The following is a 22,143-nucleotide window of genomic DNA, read 5'->3' on the forward strand; positions in this document are numbered from 1 at the left end:
GCCGTTCTCGACGCCCCCGTACCCGGTCTCCACGCCTCCGCACCAGGTGTCCCGGGCCGCCGGTGTCGCCGGCCTACCCGCACCCGACCAGCGTGCCGCCGTACGACCCGCTCGCCTCCACCGAGCGCCGGATCCAGCCCTCCGAGCCGCGCCGACGCCGTACCGGGCTCTGGCTCGGCATCGTGGCGCTGGTGCTGGTGGTCCTCGCCGCCGCCGGTGGCGTGGCGGTCTGGGCCGGATCGGACGACGGCGAGGGCTCCCCGCCGCCGTACACCCTCGAGGAACGGGCCGTGGCGGTGGCCTCGCCGTCCCTGGTCTACGTGGAGGTCGTGTTCACCGGATACCTCCGGGACAAGAAGACCGGAGCGCCCCTGCGGGCGGCGCCGATCACCTTCAACCGCCGGTGCAGCGGGTTCGTGGTGAGTCCGGCCGGCCACGTGCTCACCAACGGCTTCTGCGTGCGCCCCACGGGCGACACCCCGCGGCAGAACGCGCTCTACGCGCTGGGCCGGGTGCTGATCCAGGAGAAGAAGCTCGAACCCGGCAAGCTCGACGACTACGTCGCGCAGCAGCTCAAGACCACTGTGCTCACCGGGGTCGACGCCGCGAAGGAACCGGAGGTCCGGCTGTTCGGGCAGGTCAACGTGGCCAAGGGCAATGTCACCGACGCTCCGGCGATTCCGGGCGAGATCGTCAGGACGTGGGAGCCCCAGGCGGGCAACGTGGCCCTGGTCAAGCTCGCCCAGGACAATCTCCCCGTCGCCGAGCTGAACCCGGCTGCCGACCTCAAGGACGGAACGACACTGCTCTCCATCGGGTACGGCACCACGGACAAGGACCCGCTCACCGCCACCTTCACCGTCCAGTCGAAGCGGGTGACCGTGACCGGCTCCGGCACGTCGGGAACGATGCCCGTGTCCCGGGTCAACGACGACGTGGGCCTCTACTCCCGCGGCGGGCTCGCCGTCGACACCAACGGCCGGGTCGTCGGCATCCTCGACAACGACGAGGAGCTGCCCACCAAGGCGAACCGCATCGTCGTACCGGCGTCCACTCTCGACGCGATGCTGACCGAGGCCGGTGTCACCGACGAGCTCGGCGACACCGACAAGCTGTATCGAAGTGGGCTCGACGACTACTTCGCCGGCCGGTACTCCGACGCCATCACCCGGCTCGAAGCCGTCGTGGCCAAGTCGCCCGCCAACCTGGTGGCGCAGACGTACCGGCAGAACGCGGTCGACCGCCAGAAGATCGGGGCAGGCGACTGACGCCTGCCCCGGCGTGGCCGGTCGTTTGTCGCCGCTACCGGCTGTTGCGCACGAGCGGGAGCAACTGGGCCTGGTAGCCGTTGAGGTACCGGTCCGGGTCGGCCTGGAGCACGGAGCCGAGGAGCGTGCCGAAGACGTCGCGGAAGTCCACCGTGGCCTTGAGGTCGCCGTTGTCCAGGTCGACCAGGCTCGGTTGCTCGCCATACAGTCCGCCCGCGACCCCGGGACCCAGCACGAAGAGCGGGCCGGCCGTGCCGTGGTCGGTGCCGTCCGACGCGTTCGCCCGGACCCTGCGGCCGAACTCGCTGTACACGGCCACGGTCACCCGCCGGCCGGCCCTCGTCTTCGCCAGCCGGTGCAGGAACGCCGACAGCGCCTCGTCGAGCTGCTTGAGCAACCACTCCTGCCCGACCCGCTCGTTGGCGTGCGTGTCGAATCCACCCAGGCTCACCGAGTAGACCCGGGTGGGTACACCCGCCTCGACACACCGGGTGACCAGAGCGAGCTGTGCCGCGAGGGAACTGCCACCGCCGGTCGCGGTCGAGGGCAGGGGCGGCAGGTCGCCCGTCCCCGACGGGATGTTGGCTTTCTGCGCCTGGTGCACGAGCTTGTTCACCTGGAGGAAGTCCTGGTACGCCTCGGCCGCGCGCGCCTGCAGGTCCGACTCGCCGGCCTGGGGTTGCCCGAGCGCGGCCAGCAGCTCGGCGTCGATCCCGCCGGGTAGTTCGAGCCCGCCGACCGCCACGCACGCGCCCACGCGTGTCCCACCGACGAGCAGCGGCGGGAGCACCGGCTCGAAGCTGACCGCCGCCTCGGCGGGAGCGTTGGTGCCGTCGAGCCAGCGGCCCACCCAGCCGGTGGCGACGGGCATCTCCGGTGACGCGGTCTGCCAGATGTCCATGGACCGGAAGTGGCTCCGATCGGGCCGGGGATAGCCGACCCCGAGCACCACGGCCAGCTGCTTGTCGTCCCAGAGTCGCTTCAGCCCGGTCAGCACCGGATTCAGCCCGAGCGCGTCGTCGAGACGCAGTACCTGCTCAGGGGCGTACGCCAGCTCGGGGCGGGCGGAGTGATACGCCGGATCCGCGTACGGGACGACGGTGTTCAGGCCGTCGTTGCCGCCGTACAGGGTGACGAGGACCAGCTTGTCGATGCCGTCGTCCGGGTCCGATTCCTGGTCGCGGGTCGCCGTGGCGAGCAGTTCGGCCAGTCCCATCCCGCCGGCCGCCAGGGCGGCGGCACCGCCGGCGGCGCCGAGGCGAGGAGGAATCTGCGTCGGGTCAACGAATCCATGTCAGATCACCAGGTACTCCGGGCTCACCAGACCGAGGGTCAGGAGCTGTCGCGGGTTCTTCGCCTGTTTCAGGGCCAGGTAGGTCCGGTTGGTCCACGTGTCGATCGCGAGGATGTTCGCCAACTGTTCGGCGGTCATCCGGTCGATGCCGGCCAGCCCGGCGAGCAGGTCGGCCAGACCGAGGCGCACCTGTGCCGCCGCCGAGTTCAGCCACGCGGTTCCGCTCGGCCAGCCGCCCACACTCTGTGGGGCGAAGGGAACCTGACCCAGGCCGGTCAGTCCCGCCACCACCCGGTGCAGCGTCTCGTCGGGGAACCGGGCCGGCCGGATCTCCAACTGCCGCATCGCGCCGACGAGCCATTCCACCGGCTGCTTCACGAGCCGGTAGCGACCCGACCGAAACTCCTCGTCCTCGAAGAGGGCCCGCAGCATGCGCATGCCGACCGGGAAGGCCGCTCGCATCCGTTGCTCGGTGGAGCTGACGATCGGCTCGGCGGAGGAGCCGTACCGGAACCACAGGCGGGAGGCGATGAAACGGGCGCAGGCCGGCTGCTTCGCGAGGAAGTCGACCAGCGTGTGGGCGTCGAAGTCGGCCGTGGCGCCGAGGATCGTCTTGGGCCCGGCGTCGTGGCTGTCCGGGAAGAAGATGGCCGTCTCCGGCACACCGAGGTCGGTCCGCCACCCGGTCAGCGCGCGCCCTGCCTCCTTCACGTCCTGCTCGGTGTAGTTCCCGATACCCAACAGGAACAGTTCCATCAGCTCGCGGGCGAGGTTCTCGTTCGGCGCGTCCTTCGTGTTGAGCTGCCCGTCGAGCCAGTACACCAGTGCGGGATCGGACACCAACTTGCGTGCCATCACCCCGATGGTCGGCGAGCTGCGGATCTTCCGCTGCTGCGCCAGCATGAACTGGGGGCTGCCGACCTTCCGGATCGAGGTGGCCCAGTGTCCGTGCCAGAAGAAGGTCAGCTTCTCGTTGGCCTGGTGGTCCGCGACCGTCAGCCGGTCCAGCCACCACCGCACGATCGCGTCGGTGTGCTCCCGTCGGGTCGCTTCCGCCGCGGTCCGCTGCTCGGTGGTCGGATTCGGGAGATCGTCGAAGGGATCGCGGCCGAGGTCCGGCATCGGTGCAGCGGCGGCACCCCGGTCCGGCCCGGCGGGCGCCGTCAGCCTCGACACGGTTGCCGCGTACCCTGCCTTCCGCGCTGCCGTCAGCTCGGACGCCGTCGGACCGAAGCCCGCCCGCCGCAACAGCATTGCGACGTCATCGCTCATCGTTGTCAACCTACGTCGAGGTCGCGGGATCTCGGAACCCGGTCTCCGCCGTCCACTGTCCTCGCTGGACCAGGTACGAGCCAGTCTAACGGATCTTGTTGCGGAGAGTGACCCCCGGGACCGCCCCCGGCGGCCCCGCTCCCCGCGCGTCCTACCTGGACCGGACCGCGATCAGGCCGAGCAGGTTCGCGCGCATCTTCCGCAGCACGCCCACCGTGGTCGCGAGCTGGTCGACGTGCGTGGAGCCGACCCGAGCCACCACCACGGTCGCGTCCGTGGCGGTCACCAGGACCTTCGCTTCGGCGTCCGACAACAGCGGCGGAGCACTGACGATGACCAGGACCTCGTCCAGCCGACACGACTCCAGCGCGGCGGCAGCCGGTCCGGCTGGAACAGCAACTCGGCCGGCCCCGGTTCGACCCGACCGGTGGGAAGGACGAGGAGCGGAAGATCCGGGTGCCAGTGGACCGCCACGTCGTTGACCGACGCCTCGCCCCGGAGAACGTTCGCCAGTCCGACCTCGTTGGCGATGACGAACAGCTCATGGATCTCGGGGTTCCGGAGATTCCCGTCCACCAGCACCACCGTCTCGCCGGCCCGGGCGAACGCGATCGCCAGGTTCCCGGCGGTGGTCGCTCCTCCGTCACCGGCGGCACCGCTGATGACCGTGAGGCTGGTCAGGCGGTCTCCGACCGCCTGGAGCCGGAGGTCCGTCCGCAACTGCCGGAAGACCTCGGCCCGGTCGGAACCTTCGTCGTGGGCCATCAGGCCGGCCGCCGCCGGCTCGGCCTCGACCATCCCGACCAGAGGCAGCTCCGCCACCTCGGCTGCGTGGCTCCCGTCCCGGACGGCACGCTCCCGCGCGTACGCCGTCAGCGCCGTCGCCGTCCCCACCAGCAGACCACCGGCGAGCCCGAGGCCGAGGTTCGTAAGGGGCCGGGGTGAGTCCGCGGACGGCGGCGTGATCGCCGGGCGGACGACGGACACCTTGACCGGAGGGGTGTTGATCCCGGTCGGCTTCTCCAGCCTGCCGATGAAGTTGGGAAACTCGTCCGCGATCGCGTTGGCGATGTCCCGGGCGCGTTCCGGATCCTCGTCGCCGACCTCGACGGTCAGGACCGCGGTGCTGGCCTTGCCCGTGACGCTGACCTGCGACATCAGCTCCTCAGGCGAGTAGGGCAGGCCCAACCGGCCGATCACCGTCGCGGCGATCTCGGGACTGTTGGCGATCTCGGCGTACGACCGGACGCGTTGCAGGATGTAGTTGCCGCCCGTGTCGAGTTGCCGAATGTCACTCGTCGGGAAGTTCGGCGAGAAGAACAGCTGCACGTCGGCCTTGTAGACCGGGGTCTGCACCAGGGATGCCAGACCGCCGCCCAGCCCGCCGAGCAGGGTGAGCGCGAGGACCGCCCACCGGTACCTGCGTACCGCCTGCAGGTGGTGTCGAGGCGTCAGTCGGGTCCACTGTCCGAGCGCCGCACGTGATCTGCCGACGACGCCACGGATGCCGGGTGGCGACATGTCCGTCGGCGGGGTGGACGCGCCGGGCGGCCGCAATCCGTCCGAAAGCCTCACTCTTGATCCCTCACTCGTTTCGGCCAGCCGCCCAACGGCGGCCGAATGCGATTCGTACGAAGACGCGGCCGTGCTGCTCATCGCGACCCGGCAAGCAGGACGTCGGCGGCCACGGGCGGGTCCTGGACAGGATCCTCCTCGGCGGAGTCCCGGGAGAACGCCAGTCCGGCCGCCAGAATCAGCACGGCGACAGCGCAGGGCCACAGATAGAAGTCGAAGAAGAAGATCTGCACCGCGATCCCCACCACCAGCATCCGGGCGACCAACGACCTCGACCTGACCAAAAGGCCCACCAGGAGGGCGACGAAGGGCAGCAGGGTGAGCAGTCCCAGGTCGTACCAGAGGGTGAGGTAGCTGTTGTCGAAGGTCTGCGCCAGGTGGTCACCGATGCCCACCTGCTGGAAGAACCGGACGTGCGCCTCCGGCCCCAGACCGAACAGCACGGTGTCGTAGCTCTCCCGCAGGCCGGACCACGCCGCGTCGTAACGGCTGTACCGCGCGGTGGCCGAACTCGACCCGGTCATGTTGGAGAGCCGGGAACGCACCATCTCGATCGCGCCCTGCACCGGGCCGGGACCGACCACGACGAGTGCCGAGCCGGCGGCGACGGCCGCCGCGACGAGGCCGAGACCGCGTAGGGTCACCTTCCGCTCCTGGGCGAGGTACCAGACGACGGCGGCGCCGGCGATGCCGAACCACGCGCTACGTGAGCCGGACAGCAGCAGTCCCACCGCGCCGGCGGCGAACGGCACCTGCCAGAGGCGCCCGCGCAGGGCGATCGCGACGCACATCGACATCATGCAGTAGGTGCCGTAGACGATCGGGTGCCCGATCGTGCCCACCGATCTGCCCCCGCCCGCGGACGAGGTGAACGCGTTGCTGATCGCCAACTCGTCGAGGATCGGCCACGTCCCGGTGAGACGCTGGTGGATCGCGAGCAGCGCCACCGGCACTCCGACCCAGGCGAACGCGCGGGCCAGCCCCTTCATCGCCTGGGGATCCCGGCGCGCCTCCTCCACCACGTGCCAGGCGATGACGGCGTAGCAGACGAACGGCGCGACCGCGAAGACCAGGTCCTTCGGTCCCCGCCAGTGCGCCAGGGCGGCGAGGAAACCCGCGACCGGCACGGCGATCGCCGACATCCCGACGGATGCCAGCGGTGCGTCCGGGTGGAAGCGCTGGAGACGCCCGAACAGGGCGATGGCCGTCGCCGCCAGCAGGACGACCCACACGGGTTTGGTGGGATAGCCCGGGTCCGCGGTCACCGGCACGAGGAGCAGAACCGCGAGCAGCGTGTGGTTCAGCCGGGACGGCGTCCAGACTCCCCAGACGAGCAGCGCGGCCATCCCCAGGATGCCCAGCAGGACGGGCTGCCAGCCCGCCAGGACGCCGACCGTGACAGCCAGCACGGCGGGCAGGCGGAACATCCGCACCGACCCGGTCACGGGCACAGTTCTTCGAGGTAGGCGACGAACCGGCACGCCGAAGAGGGGGCGGAGTTCAGTTCGCGCGCCCGTCGCCTCGCCGCCGAGGTGAGCCGGTCGACGCTCTCGTCGTCCTCCGCCAAAGTCAGCAGGGCCCGCGTCAACGCCTCGACATCCGGTTCCACCAGCACTCCGCCGCCGTCGGCGAGGATCTCCGTGGTGGCCCCCGCGCGGAATCCGATCACCGGTGTCCCCGCCATGAGCGACTCCACGGTCACCCGACCGTAGGCTTCGTTGCGGGACAACATCAGGGTCGCGTCCGCCTCCGCGTAGAGCGCGTGGGGATCGTCCGTCCACTCGGACATCTCGACGAGGTGACCGACCCCGTGCTCCTCGGCGAGCGCCCGAAGTGCGCGCTGCGCGGCCAGGTCGCCGACCCCGGCCAGCTTCAGTGTCAGCGGGCGCCCCGCTCTGGCGCATCGCCCCAGCGCCTCGATGGCGTCCGCCTGCCCCTTCTCCGGCGTGTAGCGCCCGAGCAGGACGAGTCGCTCCAGCGTGGGTGCGCCACGGCGCCCGTTCGCCGTCGGATCCGCGGTCCGGGGCGCGACCGACGGCGGGATCACCCGCAGCTTCTCGCGGACGGCGGGGGCCGCGGTGAGCAGCTGACCGGCGACGTACTGCGAGATCGCGACGACCCCGTCCGCCAGGCCGGCGATGGTCCGCGCGATCGTCCTCCGGGGTACGGCCGACCGCAGGCTCGGGTTGGTGAGCAGGCTCTCCCTGATCGTCCAGACGTGCCGGATGCCAGCCAGCCGGGCGGCGATCGCGCCGGCCGGGACGACGGCCGAGTTGGTGACGACGAGGTCGGGTCTCGCCCGCCGCAGGTGGCGCAGGTACCGGGGAACCGAGACCGCCGCCTGACCGGAGCGGACCAGGCCGACCAGGGCCGTGTGCCGCCGTCCCATCCACAGCCTGGTCGGCAGGACCACCACCTCCGCGCCCGCCCGTACGAGTTCGGCCCGCAGTGGCCCCTCGGCCGGGATCGTGACGGTGACGCGGTGGCCACGGACCTCGACAGCCTCCCGCACCAGGGTGATCAGGGAACGCTCCGCGCCCATCAGGTCCGAGGAGTGGCTCACGAACAGGATGTGCACGCTAGAACCTTTCGGTGGGGCCGTGAACGCCCCGCAGACCGTCCCAGTACCCGGCCAGGACAGCGAGTGAGGCACGTCTGCGCTCCCGGCTGCCGGCGGCGAGGCGGAACAGCGACCTCGCCACGTTCCGGTAGTGGATCGGCTCGCCGATCAGCAGCCGCCGCAGCGGACGCGGGTAGTGCTTCCGCACGTAGAGGATCTCGTTGCGGTGGTAGTAGGTACCGGGCCCGGGGGCTCGATCCGCTGAGGCTGCGCCCCGCTTGTGCCACACCTCGGAACCGCAGACGAATCCGATCCGGCCACCCGCGTCGCCGATCCGGCGGACCAGATCGAATTCCTCCTTGTAGTGGAAGAACCGCTCGTCGAACGAACCGACCCCGATGACCCGGGACAGGCGCAGCAGGAGCGCGGCGCCGGTGACCATGTCCACCTCGTGGGCCCCTTCCGCGCAGCCTCCGCAGCGGACCGGACGGACCTTGCCCTTCGGCAGCATGGCGGCCACGACGTACGGTTCGACGTCCGGGTCGCCGGGGTCCGCGGAGGTGGTCTGCAACGACGTCGACACCTCGAAGCGGTCCGCGTACCGCAGCAGGGTCGACAGGGCGTGCGGCCGGGGCACCGAGTCCGCGTTCAACAGCCACACCCAGTCGGCCCCGCGGGCCTGGGCTTCCCGGATGCCGGCGTTCATCCCGCCGGCGTAGCCCAGATTCCGGTCGAGCCGCAGCAGGGTGACGGCCCCGTCCAACTGCTCGAGCTTTTCGACGGAGTCGTCGGTCGAACCGTTGTCGACGATGACGACGTCCGGCACGGTGCTGCCGCCGGCGACCGCCCGGAGGCAGCGGACGGTGTCGTCCGCGCAGTTCCAGTTGAGGATCACTGCAACGACTCTGTCAGGCAACGGTGCCAACCTCACTGTTCACGGGACTGGTCGCGGAAGCCGGCGCGAACCGCGGTCCGGACCACTTCCTGAGGGCAACGGCGGTGACCGTGCTGTGCAGCGCGAACAGCACGACGGAGAGGAGGGCGACGCCCACGGCGCCGAACTCGGCGGCGGTGAGCGAGTAGCCGACGATCGCGACCACGGCGGTACCGGCGGCGATCGCCGCGGTCGCGCGTTCGCCGCCGAGGTTGACCAGCCGGGCGCTGAGGATCTTGCCGACGGTCACCGCGATGCTGCGCGCCACCAGGACGAGGCCGAGCAGCAGTGCCGCCTCGTATCCGCTCGTGATCACGCCGATTCCCGCGAGCCCGATCAGGACCAGCACGCCCATGCCGACGGCGAGGTACAAGGCCCGACGTAGCACCGCGTTCAGCCGCTGGGCCGAGCCGTCCGCATGGTCGCCGAGGGTCCGCTGGGCCGCCACGACCGCGCCGGCCTGGGTGAACTCGATCGCCGCCACCGCCAGCGAGTACACGGCGAGCACGTCCGGTCCCTGATAGCGGGCCAGGGCAAGCTGGTCGAAGCGGTACGTGAAGACCTGGGCCACGGCGCCCGCGTGGGTGAGGCCCAGCCGGGCGACGCGTTCCTCGGGAGGCGATGCCCGGCGCGCCATGCGGGTCAGCGACAGCCCGTGCTTCGTCCACAGCGCCACCGCCATCAGCGCCTGGCACCCCAGCCAGGCCAGCAACCACAGTTGCGCGTCCTCGACGGAGGCGAGGATCAGCAGGACGTACAGCGCCGGCGCGGTGGCGGCGAACGCGGCGCGGTACCGGTAGACACTGAGGAACCGGCCCAGGGTGAGCCCGGCTGCGGCGGGAATGTTGCTCGCCGCGATGCACGCCGCGCCCGCGGCGGCGATGGCGGGGGTGGCCTCCTCCGAGTACCGCGCGAAGATCCAGGCCAGCGCCGCCGTCAGGGGCACGGTGGCGGTGTAGATGGCCAGGCTGCGCCGGCCGGCCGACTCGTCCAGCCACTGACGGCCCTGGGCCAGCAGGAACGTCTCCAACGACAGTCCGCCGACCGCGACGCCGGTGGCGGCACTGGTCGTCGTCGCCACCAGCAGGCCGCGCTCGGTTGGCGGAAGAGCGACGCTGAGCAGGATGGCGACGCCGGACATCGCCAGGGCCGAGACGTACATCAGGGTGGCGCTGCCCGTCGCCCGCCGGACCGAACCACGCAGCTGCCGGGTCATGCCAGCAACCCCGCGACCGTGCCCCGGAGGACCGCGGTGGCCGCCTTCGGGCCGGCCACCATCAGCGCCTTGGCCGCGTAGAGGAGCCGGGCGAGAGCGGCCAGGGGAAGCCGTCTCCCGTAGTGCCTCCGGAAAAAGATCATGCAACTGCGGCTGGCGTGGAAGTACGTGACGAGCGACTTGGCCTTCATGTCCCGGGTCGCGCCGGTCGCGCCGCCGCCGGAGTGCTCGACCGCGAGACCGTCGACGACCGTGACTGGGATGCCGAGGCGCGCGGACCGGACGGCGATGTCCGCCTCCTCATAGAAGAGGAAGAAGTCCTCGGTGAAGCCACCCAGCTTCTCGAACGCCTCGCGGGTGAGAAGGATCGAATGGCCGGCGACGTACGTCAGGGTGCGCGACGCCGCGGATCCCGTCGACGGCTGGCCGCTACGGCCGGTCAGCAGGTCGAGCGCGCCCAGGTCGGGGTGGGTGCCACCGTCGGCGCCGACGCTCGTCGTCGCACCGATCGCGCAGTCGCCGGCCCGGCGCACGTCCAGCGCCGACGCGAGGACGCCGCCGGTGATCCGGGTGTCGGGGTTGAGAACCCAGATCACGTCGGCGCCCATCTCGAGGAGCCAGCGCGCGCCGCGGTTGTTACCCGCGGCGTAGCCGACGTTGCCGTGGCCGTGGATCACGCGGACCACCAGGCCGTGTCCGCGCGCGAACTCGGCGACCGACTCGAGCTCCCGCCGTTGGTCACTGTTGTCGACGAGCGCGACGGCGATCCGGGGCTCCGCACCGGCGTGGTGGGCCACCAGCGAACGGACGAGTCCGGCACAGTCGTCCGCGGACCGGTAGTTGACGATGGCGATGCCGAGGGTGCTCATCGGGACGTCACCGTCGCCGCCCTACGCGACCGCATCTTGCACCCACGCCGAGAACGTCGCGGCGAAGGCCGCTTCGGAGAACCTCGCGGCATTCGCCTGGATGCGATCGGTGCGCAGTTCGCCGACGCGGGCCGCCAGGGCGGCGAAGCCGCGTGCCTCGGTGGACCCGACGAGGAAGCCCGTCTCGCCGTCGACCACGGTCTCCAGCAACCCGCCGCGGTCGATGCCGATGACCGGCGTACCGCAGGCCTGTGCCTCGACCGGGATGATGCCGAAGTCCTCGTGGACCGGGAAGAGCAGGGCCTTCGCGCCCCAGTAGAGCTGGCGCAGTCGTTCCTTGCTCGGCATGACCTCGAAGGTGACGGGGACGCTCACCCGCTCCGCGAGACGTCGGAGGTTGACCTCCTCGGGCCCGGAGCCGGCGATCACCACCGGGAGCCCGGCGGCCTCCGCGATCGCGATGATCAGGTCGAACCGCTTGTACGGAATCCACCGCCCGACGCCGAGCAGATAGTCCCTCGGCTGGGCGCGGTCCGCCGGGGGAGCGTCGGCGAAGAAGGGGACGTCCACCGGCGGGTTGACCACGACGGCGTCACGTCGCCAGTAGTGCCGGATCCGGGCCTGCACCTCACGCGAGTTCGCCGCGTAGCTGTGTACGTGTCGACTGAACCGGACGTCGACGGCCTGGAGTGCGCGGCGTGGCAGGGCGAGCAGCGGACTCGACCCCCGGCCGTCGAAGGCGGGACTCCAGATGTACCGGGCCGGGGCATGGACGTAGCTCAGGTGCCGGGTCGTCTCGGGCGGCCCCAGTTTCACGGTGTGCGCGAAGGCGTGGCTGGACGAGATGACCACGTCGAACCGCTGACGGGTGAGGGTCCGCCAGGTCATCGGCATGAGGGGGAGGGCCATCGCCTTGCTGCGCCGGGCCGGGGTCCGGGCGAGCCAGGACTCCCGCAGGTCCGGGTCCTCGACGCCGTGGTCCTTCCAGAGCACGAACCGCTCCGCGTGCGGGACGAGTCGGGTGATGTTCCGGAATACCTTCTCCGAGCCGCCGGTCGCGCCGAACCACTCGTGGACGAGCGCGACGGACGAGCCGGACAGCGCGGGGAGCGCAGGGTGCTGCCCGGACAGGTGGCCGGTGGTCGTGCTCATCGGCTCTCGCCTCCGTCGGGGCGCCGCCCTGGCGCGTGCGGGATCCTGGGCGTGACACCCTCGCGTACCACGTGAACTCCCTGTCGTCCGAAATGCGGTGTGGGGTAGCAGCGGTCTGGGCCGGGACGGGGGAACCTCACCCGTCAGTCCTCGGCCCGCTGGTGGTCAGGGCTGGACCGGCGCGACCGACGGATGGGCGCAGTCGAACGACGTACCGCCGGCTGGCCTGACATGGCGCGTCCTGCCCGTGGCGGCCCTCGCGACGGACGTCGAGCCGGTGGGCGAACGCAGGATATGGGTTGGCCAACGGTGCCGCCAGAGCCGGCGAGCCAATTCACGTCCTCCCGTCCGCAGGCCGCGACGGCCGGTGCCTGGTCGCGGCGCGAAGTCGGCGGTGGGCGTCAACGACCACCACCGCGGAACACCTCCGCCACCGTGCGCAGCAGGATCTTGATGTCGAGCCAGAGCGACCAGTTCTCGATGTAGTAGTTGTCGAACCTCGTCCGGTCGGAGATCGGCGTGTCTCCTCGAAGGCCGCTGACCTGCGCGAGACCGGTCAGCCCGACCGGTGCCCGGTGACGCATCGCGTAGTTGGGGTACTCCGCGGAGAACTTCTGCACGAAGTACGGCCGCTCCGGCCGCGGCCCCACCACGCTCATCTCCCCGCGCACGATGTTCCAGAGCTGGGGCAGCTCGTCCAACGACGTCCGACGCATGAACCGTCCGACCGGCCCGACCCGCCGGTCGTGCGCGATGGACCAGTTGGTCTGCGACTCGTGCTCGTCGACCGGTCGCATGGACCGGAACTTGACCACCTTGAACGGCGTGCCGTACCGGCCGATCCGCTCCTGAAGGAAGAAGATGCCCCGCCCGCCCTCGAGGAACGTCGCGATCGCGCAGAGCAGCAGCAGCGGACTCAACACGACCAGCGCCGCGGTGGCGAGGACCACGTCGGAGGCGCGCTTGATGGCCCACCGTGGACCGGACAGGGTCGTGTCACCGATCTGGACGATCGGGATCGCACCGACGTGGTCGGGGTAGCCGCCCTGGGAGCCGGACCCCCACAGCCGGGGAACCGCCCAGAGGTTGCAGGCCGCGCTCGCCGGGCGGAGCAGCGAGTCCATCAGGGACGCCTCCGGACAGTCCGGGTCGGCGATGACCAGGACGTCGCAGTCCAGCAACGGAATGAGCGCCTCGAGCTCATCGAGCGTGCCGATCAGCGGAATGCCCCCGACCTGCTGGCGCGACGGAGCGTCGACGCAGCCGACGAAGCGCAGGCCGTACTGGGGGTAGCGGCGCAACAGCCGGGCCAGTTCCAGCCCGATCGGCCCACCACCGACGATGATGGCGTTGTGCTCCAGCCAACGCCGCCGGCGCGCGACGATGGTCAGCTTCCGGGTGAGCCCCCGGCCGATGATGACCAGCCCGGCGGACAGCGCGACGTCGTGCATGAACCCACTGACGTACGGCACCGAGTCGTGGCGTTCGGCCGCGATGATGGCCACCGCCGCGCCGCAGGCGAGCAGGCGCCCGCAGAGGCTCGGCAGCTCGTCCAGGATGCTCAGGTGGCGGCGGGCCCGGTAGAGCCCGCCGAAGGCGAAGACGGTCACCGTGAGCACGCCGTTGGCCAGCGTCCCGCGCCAGTAGTTCTGGCTCAGCAGCAGCGGGGTGAGCAGCGCGGCGACGTCGACCGGGACCGTCAGCATCCAGGCCCGCAGCCAGCGGGTGCGCTTGGAGGCCCGGGAGCTGGCGTACGGCAGCACCGCCGTGGTGTCCAGCCCGGCCCGCGGCGGGGCGGTGACCGCGGGCTCCGCGGCGTCCCGGGGGGTGGGGGCGACCGGGCGCATCCCCTCGCCGCCGCCCTGCCCGGCCGGTGGTCCGGTCACCCGCCACGACGTGTCGTCGTGGCCCGGCCTGGTCGCAGCCGGATCTCTTGTGGCAGATTGCCCTGACATGGTCGATCCTCCCCCGTGACAGCCCACGGCACGCGTGACACGGGCCCCGGGCGCTCGCAGGATACGAGCGGGGCCACATCCGCCAGCAGGACTGGCAAGGCGGAGCTGTCTCCTACTTTCCGGCGGCCACGATCTCGGAGACCGAATCCCGGCGGACCGCGTCGAACATCTGCTTGGCCCTCGTGTTGTCCGGGAACACCACGCTTTCGCTGCCCACCCGGCCGGTTCCCTTCACCGGGCAGGTGTAGAACCCGAGGTTGCCGCTGCGCAGGTGACGCATCTCCATCGCCAGGTCCACCAGCGACATCGACTTGTCGACCGCGACCGAGTTGGCCGTGGCCTTCACGAAGGAGTTCAGCTTGGTGGGGCTGCTCAGCGTCCCGCCCGAGGCCGCCTTGTCGAGGATCGCCTTGATGACCTGCTGCTGGTGCTTGATCCGGGCGAAGTCGCCGTCGGCGAACGCGTAGCGCTCGCGGGCGTAGTCCAGCGCGGCCGCCCCGTCCATCGTCTGCCGGCCCGCCACGAACTCGCGCTTACCGCCAGGGTTGAGCGAGTGGGTGGAGGTGAAGCTCCGCTCCACGTCGATCTCGATCCCGCCCAGGGCGTCGACGATCTCCTTGAAGCCGGCGAAGTCGACCATCGCCACGTGGTCGACGCGGACCCCGGTGAACTTCTCCACCGTCTGCACCATGAGCGGCACACCGCCCCACGCGTAGGCCGCGTTGATCTTGGCGTCGCGGCCGCCCCGACCCTGGTCCGAGCGCGGGACGTGCGTCCAGGTGTCCCGCGGGATCGAGACGAGCTGGGCGCTCGACCGGTCCTTCGGCAGGTGGGCCAGGATGATGGTGTCGCTCCGGGAACCCCCGGTGTTCTCCGGGTCGCGCGAGTCGCTGCCCAGGATCATGATGTTCATCGCGCCCTTGGCGACCACCTGCGGCCGGGACTCCTCGGGCACCCCGGTGAACGCGTCGACCCGGTCGATGGAGGCGTTGACCGAGCGGTAGTACAGCCCGCCGGCCAGGACACCGCCGCCGGCCAGCAGCGCCAGCACCAGCAGCACGATCAGCGCGATACGCCGACCGCGACGGCGACGCGGAGCCGGAGCGGACGGCTGGCCCGTAGCGTCGACATCCTCTTCGGACGCGGTAAGGCGCGGTTCGGAGTCGGCGAGCTGCTGGCGATCTGACATAGCCGCGATGCTACTGATTCCCGTTTGCCGCCGGGGACCCTCGTCCGGACGGTCAGCCCCGGCCACCCGGTCGGTGAATCCAAAACTTTCTTCGCCACTCTTCACCTTCACCTGGTACAACCTCGGCGTGGACGCAACGACGCTTCGCCGGGCCATCGCCCGCACCCGCCTCGCGCCGGTCGCCGCCTTCCCGAAGCGGCTCGGCCGCGTCGCCCGGCACGACGCCAGGGTCATCCGCACCTCCGCCCGCTGGCTGTTCACCTCCCGTGAGCACCACAACTACACCTACGAGCTGACCAAGCTGAGCCGCCAGCACCTGACCTGGTTCGTCAGCGTCGTCTGCGACACCCCCGTCAAGCAGGTCCGCGGGTACGTCGAGGAGATCGAGTCCGACGACACGCTGCGCGGGCACATCGAGCGGGCCACCGCCGGCGCCGCCCGCCGCGGCCTGGCCGACAAGCAGGTCCGGTACGCCCGGCGCGTCGGCTGGTACGCCATCGTCCGCGCCACCCGGCCCAGCCACGTCGTCGAGACCGGCGTCGACAAGGGGTTGGGCAGCTGCGTGCTCGCGGCCGCCCTGCTGCGCAACGCCGCCGACGGGCACCCCGGGCGGCTCACCTCGCTGGACATCAACCCCGAGGCCGGCTATCTCGCCCGCACCGCACCCTGGTCCGACGTGGTCGACCTGGTCATCGGCGACTCCATCGCCGCCATCACCGCGCTGGACCGGCCCGTCGACCTGTTCCTGCACGACAGCGACCACAGCCGGGCCCACGAGAAGCGCGAATTCGAGGCGGTCGAGCCGAAGCTCGCCCCCGGCGCGATGCTGCTCACCGACAACGTCACCCACACCGACGTGCTCGCCGCCCACGCCGAACGCACCGGCCGGCGCTTCCTCGCCTACCGGGAGACCCCGCGCGACCACTGGTACCCCGGCGACGGCATCGGGGTCGCCTGGTGACTCCCACCGTCGGGGTCTTAGCTTTCGCTTAGCCGGCTTGTCGCCCGACGTACCGGTCCGGCAACATCGACCGACGTGACCGACGGCAGCGCTCCCTGTCCCACGGCGGGCCACCGGCGGGCCCCCGCTCCGCCCGTACCCGCTGGCTGGTCGCCGGCAGCGTCGCGGCGCTCGCCACCGTGCTGGTGCTCAGCCTCGCCCTGCGCTCCGGCGCCGCACCCGCCTGCGCCGCGTCCCGGGCGCTCGCCGCGCCGCCCGCCGGCGGCACCGTGCACAAGGGAAAGGCCACCTTCTACGACTCGAAGGGCGCGGGCGGCAACTGCTCCTACCCGTCCGCGCCGGCCGACCGCCGCTACGTCGCGCTCGGCCCGTCCGAGTACGCGGCCGGCGCCGCCTGCGGCGGTTTCCTCGACGTCACGGGTCCGCGCGGGACCGTCCGGGTGCTGGTCATGGACCAGTGCCCGGAGTGCGAACCCGGCCACCTCGACCTGTCCCGGGAGGCGTTCGCCGAGATCGCCGACCCGGTGCAGGGCGTCGTCGGGATCAGCTACCGCGCGGCGGTCGACCCGCCACTGCCCGGCCCGCTGACCTTCCGGATCAAGGAGGGCGCCTCGCAGTGGTGGTTCGCCGTGCTCGTCGGCCAGCACGGCAACCCGCTGCGCTCGGTCGAGCTGCGGCAGGACGGCTCCGGCGCCTGGCGCGCCGCCGCGCGGCAGGACTACAACTACTGGCTGATCGAATCCGGCGCCGGCCCCGGGCCGTACGCCATCCGGGTCACCGACGTCCACGGCCACCGCGCCACCGCCACCGGCATCCGGTTGGCGCCCGGCCAGGTGCAGCGCAGCACGGTCAGCATGTACGGCGGCGCCGCTCCCGCCCGGGCCAGCACGCCGGCGCGGACGCCGTCGGCGCGCCCCAGCCGGTCGGCATCCCCGTCGCTGTCGGCGTCGCCCCAGCCTCGCGGCGGTCGCCTCCCCGCCGGCCGTGCTCGACGCGGCGGTGGCGTCGGTGGACCCCGCCCGTGCCGCAGGTTGCGGCGGCTGACCGTCAGCCCGCCGGCTCCGCCAGGTCCCGCCACATGAGGATCTCGTCGCGGTCGTCGCCGGGGGCCACCCGCAGCGCGCCCGGCAGCCGCCCGATCTCCCGGTAGCCGAGCCGGGCGTAGAACGTCTCCAGGCCGAGCCCGCCCCGCACCGTCACGTGCAGCGCCCGCCAGCCCAGCTCCGGGGCGCGCCGCGCCGCCTCCCGCATCAGGTCGAGGCCGTAGCCCCGGCCCTGGGTGTCCGGGTGGACCATCACCCGCTTGAGGATGCCCCAGTGCGTCTTCAGGTGGAACCGGTTGTCCGCGAAGATCAGCACCGCGACGAGGCGGTCGCCCTCGTACCCGACGAGCAGCCGGTCCGGGCCGTCGGTGATGTCGCCGAGGGTCCGCTCGGCGACCGGACGGACCTCGGCGGGGCTGACCGGGGCGACGAAGCCGACCGCGCCGCCGGCGTTGGTGACGTCGACCCAGAGGTCGACGATCCGCTCGCACAGGTCAAGGGTGAGATCGGGGTCGAGGACGAAGCGCAGACTCACGCCGGCAATCCTGACGAACAGGCGCGGCGTGAGCCCGCGATCGTGACGCGCCTGACAGTGCCGCCTGGTGCGGGAGAGGGGATTCGAACCCCCACGTCCTCTCGGACACGGGCTCCTAAGGCCCGCGCGGCTGCCGTTACGCCACTCCCGCCGACCCGCTGAGTCTAGAGCGTCGCGCCGAAACGGTGTGCAGTCCCGCGCGCCGGAGGATGTTCGACACCGTGCCATGGCTGACCACGCATTCGCCGCCGGACGACTCCCGGATGAGATCGGCCAGCTTTCGCGGGCCGAGGGCGGGGTTCGCGAGGGCGTACCGCACGACCGTCTCGTGGTGAGTGGACCGTGGTGCTGGTCCGGGAGCCTGTCGGGGTGCGGGAGTGACCGTGCCGGTGGTGGCGAGTCGTCGGCGAAGACGCGGGAGGTGATTGCGGTGACAGCCGATGCTTCTCGCCGCGTCGACCGGGCGGAGGTCGCCGGCTTCCACCTGCCTGATCAGATCCGCCACGGCCTCCGGCGCGAGTGGCGCCGACAGCCGGGGTGGCGTCGGGGGAACGCCGGTGGGCGGCGTTGCGGGGCCTCGATTCCGGCCGGCGTAGGTGGCTGTCTGACTGTGGCAGTTCGGGCAGAGCAGCCTCAGGTTGGGTGGGCGGTTGTCGAGGAAGTCACCGTCGATGTGGTCGACGTGCAGGATCAGCGGGCGACCCCGCCACGTCGGCCCGATGGCGCACTCCTCGCACTCCTCGGGGACGCCGATGTCCCGTAGTGCCCACTTCAACCGGGTGCCCGGGGTGCGGCGGGCACCCGGCGGCAGGCGCACCAGCAGTTGCGAGGAGGTGGTCCGCCGTTCGCTCCGGCGACCCTTGTTGTGTGCGTTGCCCGTGAAGTGCGACGTGTCGATGCCGAACCGCTTCAACTGGCGGCTGATGTGCGCGTGCGACCCACCGCTGATGCGGACGCCGAGCAGCCGCATCACCCCAGCGATGGAGTGCGCGGCGGCGGCCGCCTCGGCGAGCGCCTCCGCCGTGTATTTGTATCGGACCACGCACGGACCGTAGCGGCCGGATGTGACACCTCAGTCGAGTCCGAGGTCCCGCCGCAGCTTCGCCACGTGCCCGGTGGCCTTGACGTTGTAGAGCGCCCGCTCGATCTTCCCGTCCGGGTCGATGACGAACGTCGAACGGATCACCCCGGTCACCGTCCGGCCGTACATCTGCTTCTCGCCGTACGCGCCGTACGCGGTGAGCACCGCCTTGTCGGCGTCGGCGACCAGCGGGAAGGTGATGGCGTCGCGCTCGCGGAACTTCGCCAGCTTCTCCGGCTTGTCGGGGGAGATGCCGACGACCTCGTAGCCGGCGGCCTGGAGCGAGGCGAGCGAGTCGCGGAAGTCGCAGGCCTGCTTGGTGCAGCCGGGGGTCATCGCGGCCGGGTAGGCGTACAGGATGACCCGGCGGCCGCGCAGGCCGGCCAGGGAGAGCGTGTCGCCGGTGTCGGTCGGCAGGGTGAAGTCGGGGGCGGGGTCGCCGGGGTTGAGGCGGTCGGGCGCGGTCATGGCAGCGACCTTACCGCCGTCCGGGGCGGCGTCGGGCGACGCGCGCCGGCCGCGTGGTGATCAAGACCATGGCTTGTTGCCAAGTGTTGGCAACAACATGGTCTGCCAAATAGGCTGCGCGGTGTGGACACCCTGGCGATGCACATCTCGAACGGGATCATCAACGGTCCCGTGGCGGGGATCTTCGCGGCCGTCGCGCTCGCCGCGCTGACCTTCTGCGTGCTGCGCGGCCGGCGCGACCTGGACGACCGGCTGGCCCCGATGGCCGGCCTGGTCGCCGCCTTCATCTTCGCCGTGCAGATGCTCAACTTCCCGATCTTCACCGCCGGGGTGAGCGGCCACCTGCTCGGTGGCGCGCTCGCCGCGCTGCTGGTCGGCCCCTGGGTGGGCGCGCTCTGCGTGGCGGTGGTGCTGGTCGTGCAGGCGCTGGTCTTCGGTGACGGCGGCGTCGCGATGCTCGGCCTGAACATCACCAACATGGCGATCCTCGGCACCGCCGCGGCGTACCTGCTGGTCGCCGGGCTGCTGCGGGTGCTGCCCCGCACGCCGGCCGGGCTGGGGGTGACCGCGTTCGTCTCCGCGCTGCTCAGCGTGGTGGTGGCGGCCCAGGGCTTCGTCTTCGAGTACTGGCTGGGCGGCACCACCGACCTGGGCGGCAACCTCACCGGCCTGGCCGGCACGATGGCCGGGGTCCACCTGCTGATCGGCATCGGCGAGGGCCTGATCACCGCGACCACCGTGGTCACCGTCGCCAAGGTCCGGCCCGACCTGGTGTACGCGCTGCGCGCCCTGAAGCCGGCGACGCCGGCGCCCGTCCCGGCCGTCGGAGGTGTCCGGTGAGGAAGCGTTCCTGGGGTTTCGTGGCCGTCGGCCTGCTGGTGGCGCTGCTGCTCGCCGGCGTGGTCAGCAACTACGCCTCGTCGCACCCGGACGGGCTGGACTCGTCCCTGCTCAAGGGCTGCACGGTCGACGCCGACGGCGAGATCACCGGAGGCTCCTGCCCGGCCCAGCAGGCGAAGGACCACGAGCTGGCCGACAGCCCGCTGGCCGACTACGGCATCCGAGGAGTGGACAACGGCTTCCTCTCCACCGGCCTGTCCGGGGTGCTCGGCGTGCTGCTCACCTTCGCCATCGGTGGTGGCGTCTTCTGGCTGCTGCGCCGGCGTGGCCCGGCCCGCCCTGACGACGCCGGCGACGCCCCGCGCGAGGACCGGCAGCCCGCCGGCACCGCCGGCTGAGCGGGGGGTACGCGGATGGGCGCGGGACACGCGCACGTGCTCTACCGGGGCGCGACCTCACCGGTGCACCGGCTCGCCCCCGAGGTCAAGATCGCGGCGATGGTGCTCTTCACGCTCGCCGTGGTGGCCACCCCGCGCGAGGCGTTCTGGGCCTTCGGCGGGTACGCCCTGCTGGTCACCGGGGTTGCCGTGCTGGCCCGGGTCGGGCTGCGCTGGCTGCTGCTGCGCGCCACGATCGAGCTGCCGTTCGTGCTGTTCGCCTTCGCGCTGCCGTTCCTGGGCGCGGGGGAGCGGCTGCAGCTCGTCGGGCTCAGCCTCTCCGTCGACGGCCTCTACGGCGGCTGGAACATCCTCGCCAAGGGCACCCTGGGCGTACTCGCGTCGCTCCTGCTGGCCGGGACCACGACGACCCGTGACCTGATCCTGGGCCTGGACCGGCTGCGTTGCCCGCAGATCCTCACCCAGATCGCCACGTTCATGCTGCGCTACCTGGACGTGCTGGTCGGCGAGGCCCGCCGGATGCGGGTGGCCCGGGTGTCCCGGGGTGACGATCCGCGCTTCCTGTGGCAGCTGCGCGGCTACGCCGCCGGCGTGGGGGCGCTGTTCCTGCGCGCCTTCGAGCGCGGCGAGCGGGTCTACCTGGCGATGGTGTCGCGGGGGTACTCCGGGCGGATGCCGGCGGTCTGGCAGGGCGCGGGCGCGGCGAGCGCCGGGCAGTGGCTGGCTGCGGCGACCGTGCCGCTGGCGGCCGTCTTCATCGCCGCCACCGCCGTCGTCCTGACATGATCGGGTACGTGCAGACCGCTGTCTCCCTGGACGTCCGCGGCGTCCGGTACGCGTACCCGGACGGTCACCTCGCGCTGAACGGGGTGGACCTGACGGTGCCGCGCGGCGAGCGGGTGGCGCTGCTCGGCCCGAACGGCGCCGGCAAGACCACCCTGGTGCTGCACCTCAACGGCATCCTCACCCCGACCGAGGGAACGGTCAGCGTCGGCGGGCTCACGGTCAGCCGGGACCGGGCGGAGCTGGCCGAGGTCCGGCGCCGGGTGGGCATCGTCTTCCAGGACCCGGACGACCAGCTCTTCCTGCCCACGGTGGCCGAGGACGTGGCGTTCGGCCCGGCGAACCTGGGGCTGCGCGGGGCGGAGCTGACCGAGCGGGTGGACGAGGCGCTGGCGGCGGTGAAGATGAGCGAGCACCGCGACCGGGCCCCGCACCACCTCTCGTTCGGTCAGCGGCGTCGGGTGGCGGTGGCCACCGTGCTCGCCATGCGCCCGGAGATCCTGGTGCTCGACGAGCCCTCGTCCAACCTCGACCCGGCCGCTCGGCGGGAGCTGGCGGAGATCCTGCGCGGCCTCCCGGTGACCCTGCTGATGGTGACCCACGACCTGCCGTACGCGGCGGAGCTCTGCGAGCGCGCGGTCATCCTGGACGCCGGACGCATCGTCGCCGACGCCCCCACCCCGAAGATCCTCGGCGACGCCGACCTCCTCGCCCGGCACCGCCTCGAACTGCCCTACGGCTTCACCCCGC

At 71.7% G+C, this 22,143-nt stretch carries 22 protein-coding genes and 1 tRNA gene; 7 read left to right on the forward strand and 16 right to left on the reverse strand.

Annotation, left to right across the window (positions count from 1 at the left end; all coding sequences use genetic code 11):
- The coding region (locus JNW89_RS05735; RefSeq protein ID WP_238448008.1) for a trypsin-like peptidase domain-containing protein at window positions 1-1,268 on the forward strand (1,268 nt) is incomplete at its 5' end.
- 34 nt (window positions 1,269-1,302) lie between these two features.
- Here the strand turns inward: JNW89_RS05735 and JNW89_RS05740 are convergent.
- The 12 genes from JNW89_RS05740 to JNW89_RS05790 all read right to left on the reverse strand — a co-directional run bounded on the left by JNW89_RS05740 (window position 1,303) and on the right by JNW89_RS05790 (window position 15,161).
- Complete coding sequence (locus JNW89_RS05740) at window positions 1,303-2,484, reverse strand: DUF1501 domain-containing protein (RefSeq protein ID WP_306344809.1); 1,182 nt, start codon at window positions 2,482-2,484, stop codon at window positions 1,303-1,305.
- 78 nt (window positions 2,485-2,562) lie between these two features.
- A complete protein-coding gene (locus JNW89_RS05745; RefSeq protein ID WP_238448009.1) occupies window positions 2,563-3,834 on the reverse strand; it encodes a DUF1800 family protein in 1,272 nt (423 codons plus the stop codon).
- 151 nt (window positions 3,835-3,985) lie between these two features.
- Entirely contained in the window at window positions 3,986-4,120 is a 135-nt protein-coding gene (locus JNW89_RS36510) for a hypothetical protein (RefSeq protein ID WP_255540440.1), read from the reverse strand.
- Window positions 4,117-5,409 carry a YveK family protein gene (locus JNW89_RS05750; RefSeq protein ID WP_238448010.1) on the reverse strand — a complete coding sequence of 431 codons (1,293 nt, stop codon included), beginning with the start codon at window positions 5,407-5,409 and terminating at the stop codon, window positions 4,117-4,119. The genes JNW89_RS36510 and JNW89_RS05750 overlap by 4 nt, the downstream gene beginning before the upstream one ends.
- Window positions 5,410-5,486: 77 nt before the next feature.
- Window positions 5,487-6,854 carry an O-antigen ligase gene (locus tag JNW89_RS37510; protein WP_238448011.1) on the reverse strand — a complete coding sequence of 456 codons (1,368 nt, stop codon included), beginning with the start codon at window positions 6,852-6,854 and terminating at the stop codon, window positions 5,487-5,489.
- Window positions 6,851-7,987, reverse strand: a complete 1,137-nt coding sequence (locus JNW89_RS05760; RefSeq protein WP_238448012.1) for a glycosyltransferase family 4 protein — start codon at window positions 7,985-7,987, stop codon at window positions 6,851-6,853. Before JNW89_RS05760 ends, JNW89_RS37510 begins: the two co-directional genes overlap by 4 nt.
- Before the next feature lies 1 nt (window position 7,988).
- Entirely contained in the window at window positions 7,989-8,885 is an 897-nt protein-coding gene (locus tag JNW89_RS05765; RefSeq protein WP_238448013.1) for a glycosyltransferase family 2 protein, read from the reverse strand.
- Complete coding sequence (locus JNW89_RS05770; RefSeq protein ID WP_238448014.1) at window positions 8,878-10,119, reverse strand: hypothetical protein; 1,242 nt, start codon at window positions 10,117-10,119, stop codon at window positions 8,878-8,880. Before JNW89_RS05770 ends, JNW89_RS05765 begins: the two co-directional genes overlap by 8 nt.
- The gene (locus JNW89_RS05775) at window positions 10,116-10,988 is read right to left on the reverse strand and encodes a glycosyltransferase family 2 protein (RefSeq protein ID WP_238448015.1); all 873 of its coding nucleotides are present in this window, start codon (window positions 10,986-10,988) and stop codon (window positions 10,116-10,118) included. Before JNW89_RS05775 ends, JNW89_RS05770 begins: the two co-directional genes overlap by 4 nt.
- Before the next feature lie 21 nt (window positions 10,989-11,009).
- Window positions 11,010-12,140, reverse strand: coding sequence for a glycosyltransferase (locus tag JNW89_RS05780; RefSeq protein ID WP_238448016.1), 1,131 nt, complete (start codon window positions 12,138-12,140; stop codon window positions 11,010-11,012).
- A gap of 401 nt (window positions 12,141-12,541) precedes the next feature.
- A complete protein-coding gene (locus JNW89_RS05785; protein WP_238448017.1) occupies window positions 12,542-14,026 on the reverse strand; it encodes a sugar transferase in 1,485 nt (494 codons plus the stop codon).
- A gap of 181 nt (window positions 14,027-14,207) precedes the next feature.
- Window positions 14,208-15,161, reverse strand: a complete 954-nt coding sequence (locus JNW89_RS05790) for an LCP family protein (RefSeq protein ID WP_238448027.1) — start codon at window positions 15,159-15,161, stop codon at window positions 14,208-14,210.
- A 196-nt stretch (window positions 15,162-15,357) separates the two neighbouring features.
- Between JNW89_RS05790 and JNW89_RS05795 the strand changes: the two genes are divergently transcribed.
- Window positions 15,358-16,245, forward strand: coding sequence for a class I SAM-dependent methyltransferase (locus JNW89_RS05795; RefSeq protein ID WP_238448018.1), 888 nt, complete (start codon window positions 15,358-15,360; stop codon window positions 16,243-16,245).
- A 179-nt stretch (window positions 16,246-16,424) separates the two neighbouring features.
- Entirely contained in the window at window positions 16,425-17,327 is a 903-nt protein-coding gene (locus JNW89_RS05800) for an expansin EXLX1 family cellulose-binding protein (protein WP_238448019.1), read from the forward strand.
- On the opposite strand, the gene JNW89_RS05805 is transcribed toward JNW89_RS05800, so the two are convergent.
- The 4 genes from JNW89_RS05805 to bcp all read right to left on the reverse strand — a co-directional run bounded on the left by JNW89_RS05805 (window position 17,293) and on the right by bcp (window position 19,372).
- Window positions 17,293-17,823: a GNAT family N-acetyltransferase gene (locus tag JNW89_RS05805; RefSeq protein WP_238448020.1), complete on the reverse strand. Its 531-nt coding sequence runs from the start codon at window positions 17,821-17,823 to the stop codon at window positions 17,293-17,295. The two genes, JNW89_RS05800 and JNW89_RS05805, sit on opposite strands and share 35 nt — an antisense overlap.
- A gap of 65 nt (window positions 17,824-17,888) precedes the next feature.
- A tRNA-Leu gene (locus JNW89_RS05810) sits at window positions 17,889-17,974 on the reverse strand.
- Window positions 17,960-18,865, reverse strand: coding sequence for an HNH endonuclease signature motif containing protein (locus JNW89_RS05815; RefSeq protein WP_238448021.1), 906 nt, complete (start codon window positions 18,863-18,865; stop codon window positions 17,960-17,962). The genes JNW89_RS05810 and JNW89_RS05815 overlap by 15 nt, the downstream gene beginning before the upstream one ends.
- A 30-nt stretch (window positions 18,866-18,895) precedes the next feature.
- A complete protein-coding gene (gene bcp / locus JNW89_RS05820; RefSeq protein ID WP_238448022.1) occupies window positions 18,896-19,372 on the reverse strand; it encodes a thioredoxin-dependent thiol peroxidase in 477 nt (158 codons plus the stop codon).
- 123 nt (window positions 19,373-19,495) lie between these two features.
- Between bcp and JNW89_RS05825 the strand changes: the two genes are divergently transcribed.
- The 4 genes from JNW89_RS05825 to JNW89_RS05840 form a co-directional block, all read left to right on the forward strand.
- Window positions 19,496-20,212 (forward strand): energy-coupling factor ABC transporter permease, encoded by a 717-nt coding sequence (locus tag JNW89_RS05825; protein ID WP_238448023.1) that lies wholly within the window; start codon window positions 19,496-19,498, stop codon window positions 20,210-20,212.
- Window positions 20,209-20,610, forward strand: coding sequence for a PDGLE domain-containing protein (locus tag JNW89_RS05830; protein WP_238448024.1), 402 nt, complete (start codon window positions 20,209-20,211; stop codon window positions 20,608-20,610). Before JNW89_RS05825 ends, JNW89_RS05830 begins: the two co-directional genes overlap by 4 nt.
- 15 nt (window positions 20,611-20,625) lie before the next feature.
- A complete protein-coding gene (gene cbiQ / locus JNW89_RS05835) occupies window positions 20,626-21,396 on the forward strand; it encodes a cobalt ECF transporter T component CbiQ (protein ID WP_238448025.1) in 771 nt (256 codons plus the stop codon).
- The coding region (locus JNW89_RS05840) for an energy-coupling factor ABC transporter ATP-binding protein (RefSeq protein ID WP_238448026.1) at window positions 21,393-22,143 on the forward strand (751 nt) is incomplete at its 3' end. The genes cbiQ and JNW89_RS05840, both read left to right, overlap by 4 nt.

The sequence above is a fragment of the Micromonospora sp. 4G55 genome (assembly GCF_016803375.1).

Bases quoted from the DNA above. Each gene is read 5' to 3' on its own strand.
- JNW89_RS05740 (WP_306344809.1), bottom strand. From the start codon at position 2,484: ATGGGACTGGCCGAACTGCTCGCCACGGCGACCCGCGACCAGGAATCG.
- JNW89_RS05745 (WP_238448009.1), bottom strand. From the start codon at position 3,834: ATGAGCGATGACGTCGCAATGCTGTTGCGGCGGGCGGGCTTCGGTCCG.
- JNW89_RS05770 (WP_238448014.1), bottom strand. From the start codon at position 10,119: ATGACCCGGCAGCTGCGTGGTTCGGTCCGGCGGGCGACGGGCAGCGCC.
- JNW89_RS05775 (WP_238448015.1), bottom strand. From the start codon at position 10,988: ATGAGCACCCTCGGCATCGCCATCGTCAACTACCGGTCCGCGGACGAC.
- JNW89_RS05780 (WP_238448016.1), bottom strand. From the start codon at position 12,140: ATGAGCACGACCACCGGCCACCTGTCCGGGCAGCACCCTGCGCTCCCC.
- bcp (WP_238448022.1), bottom strand. From the start codon at position 19,372: ATGACCGCGCCCGACCGCCTCAACCCCGGCGACCCCGCCCCCGACTTC.
- cbiQ (WP_238448025.1), top strand. From the start codon at position 20,626: ATGGGCGCGGGACACGCGCACGTGCTCTACCGGGGCGCGACCTCACCG.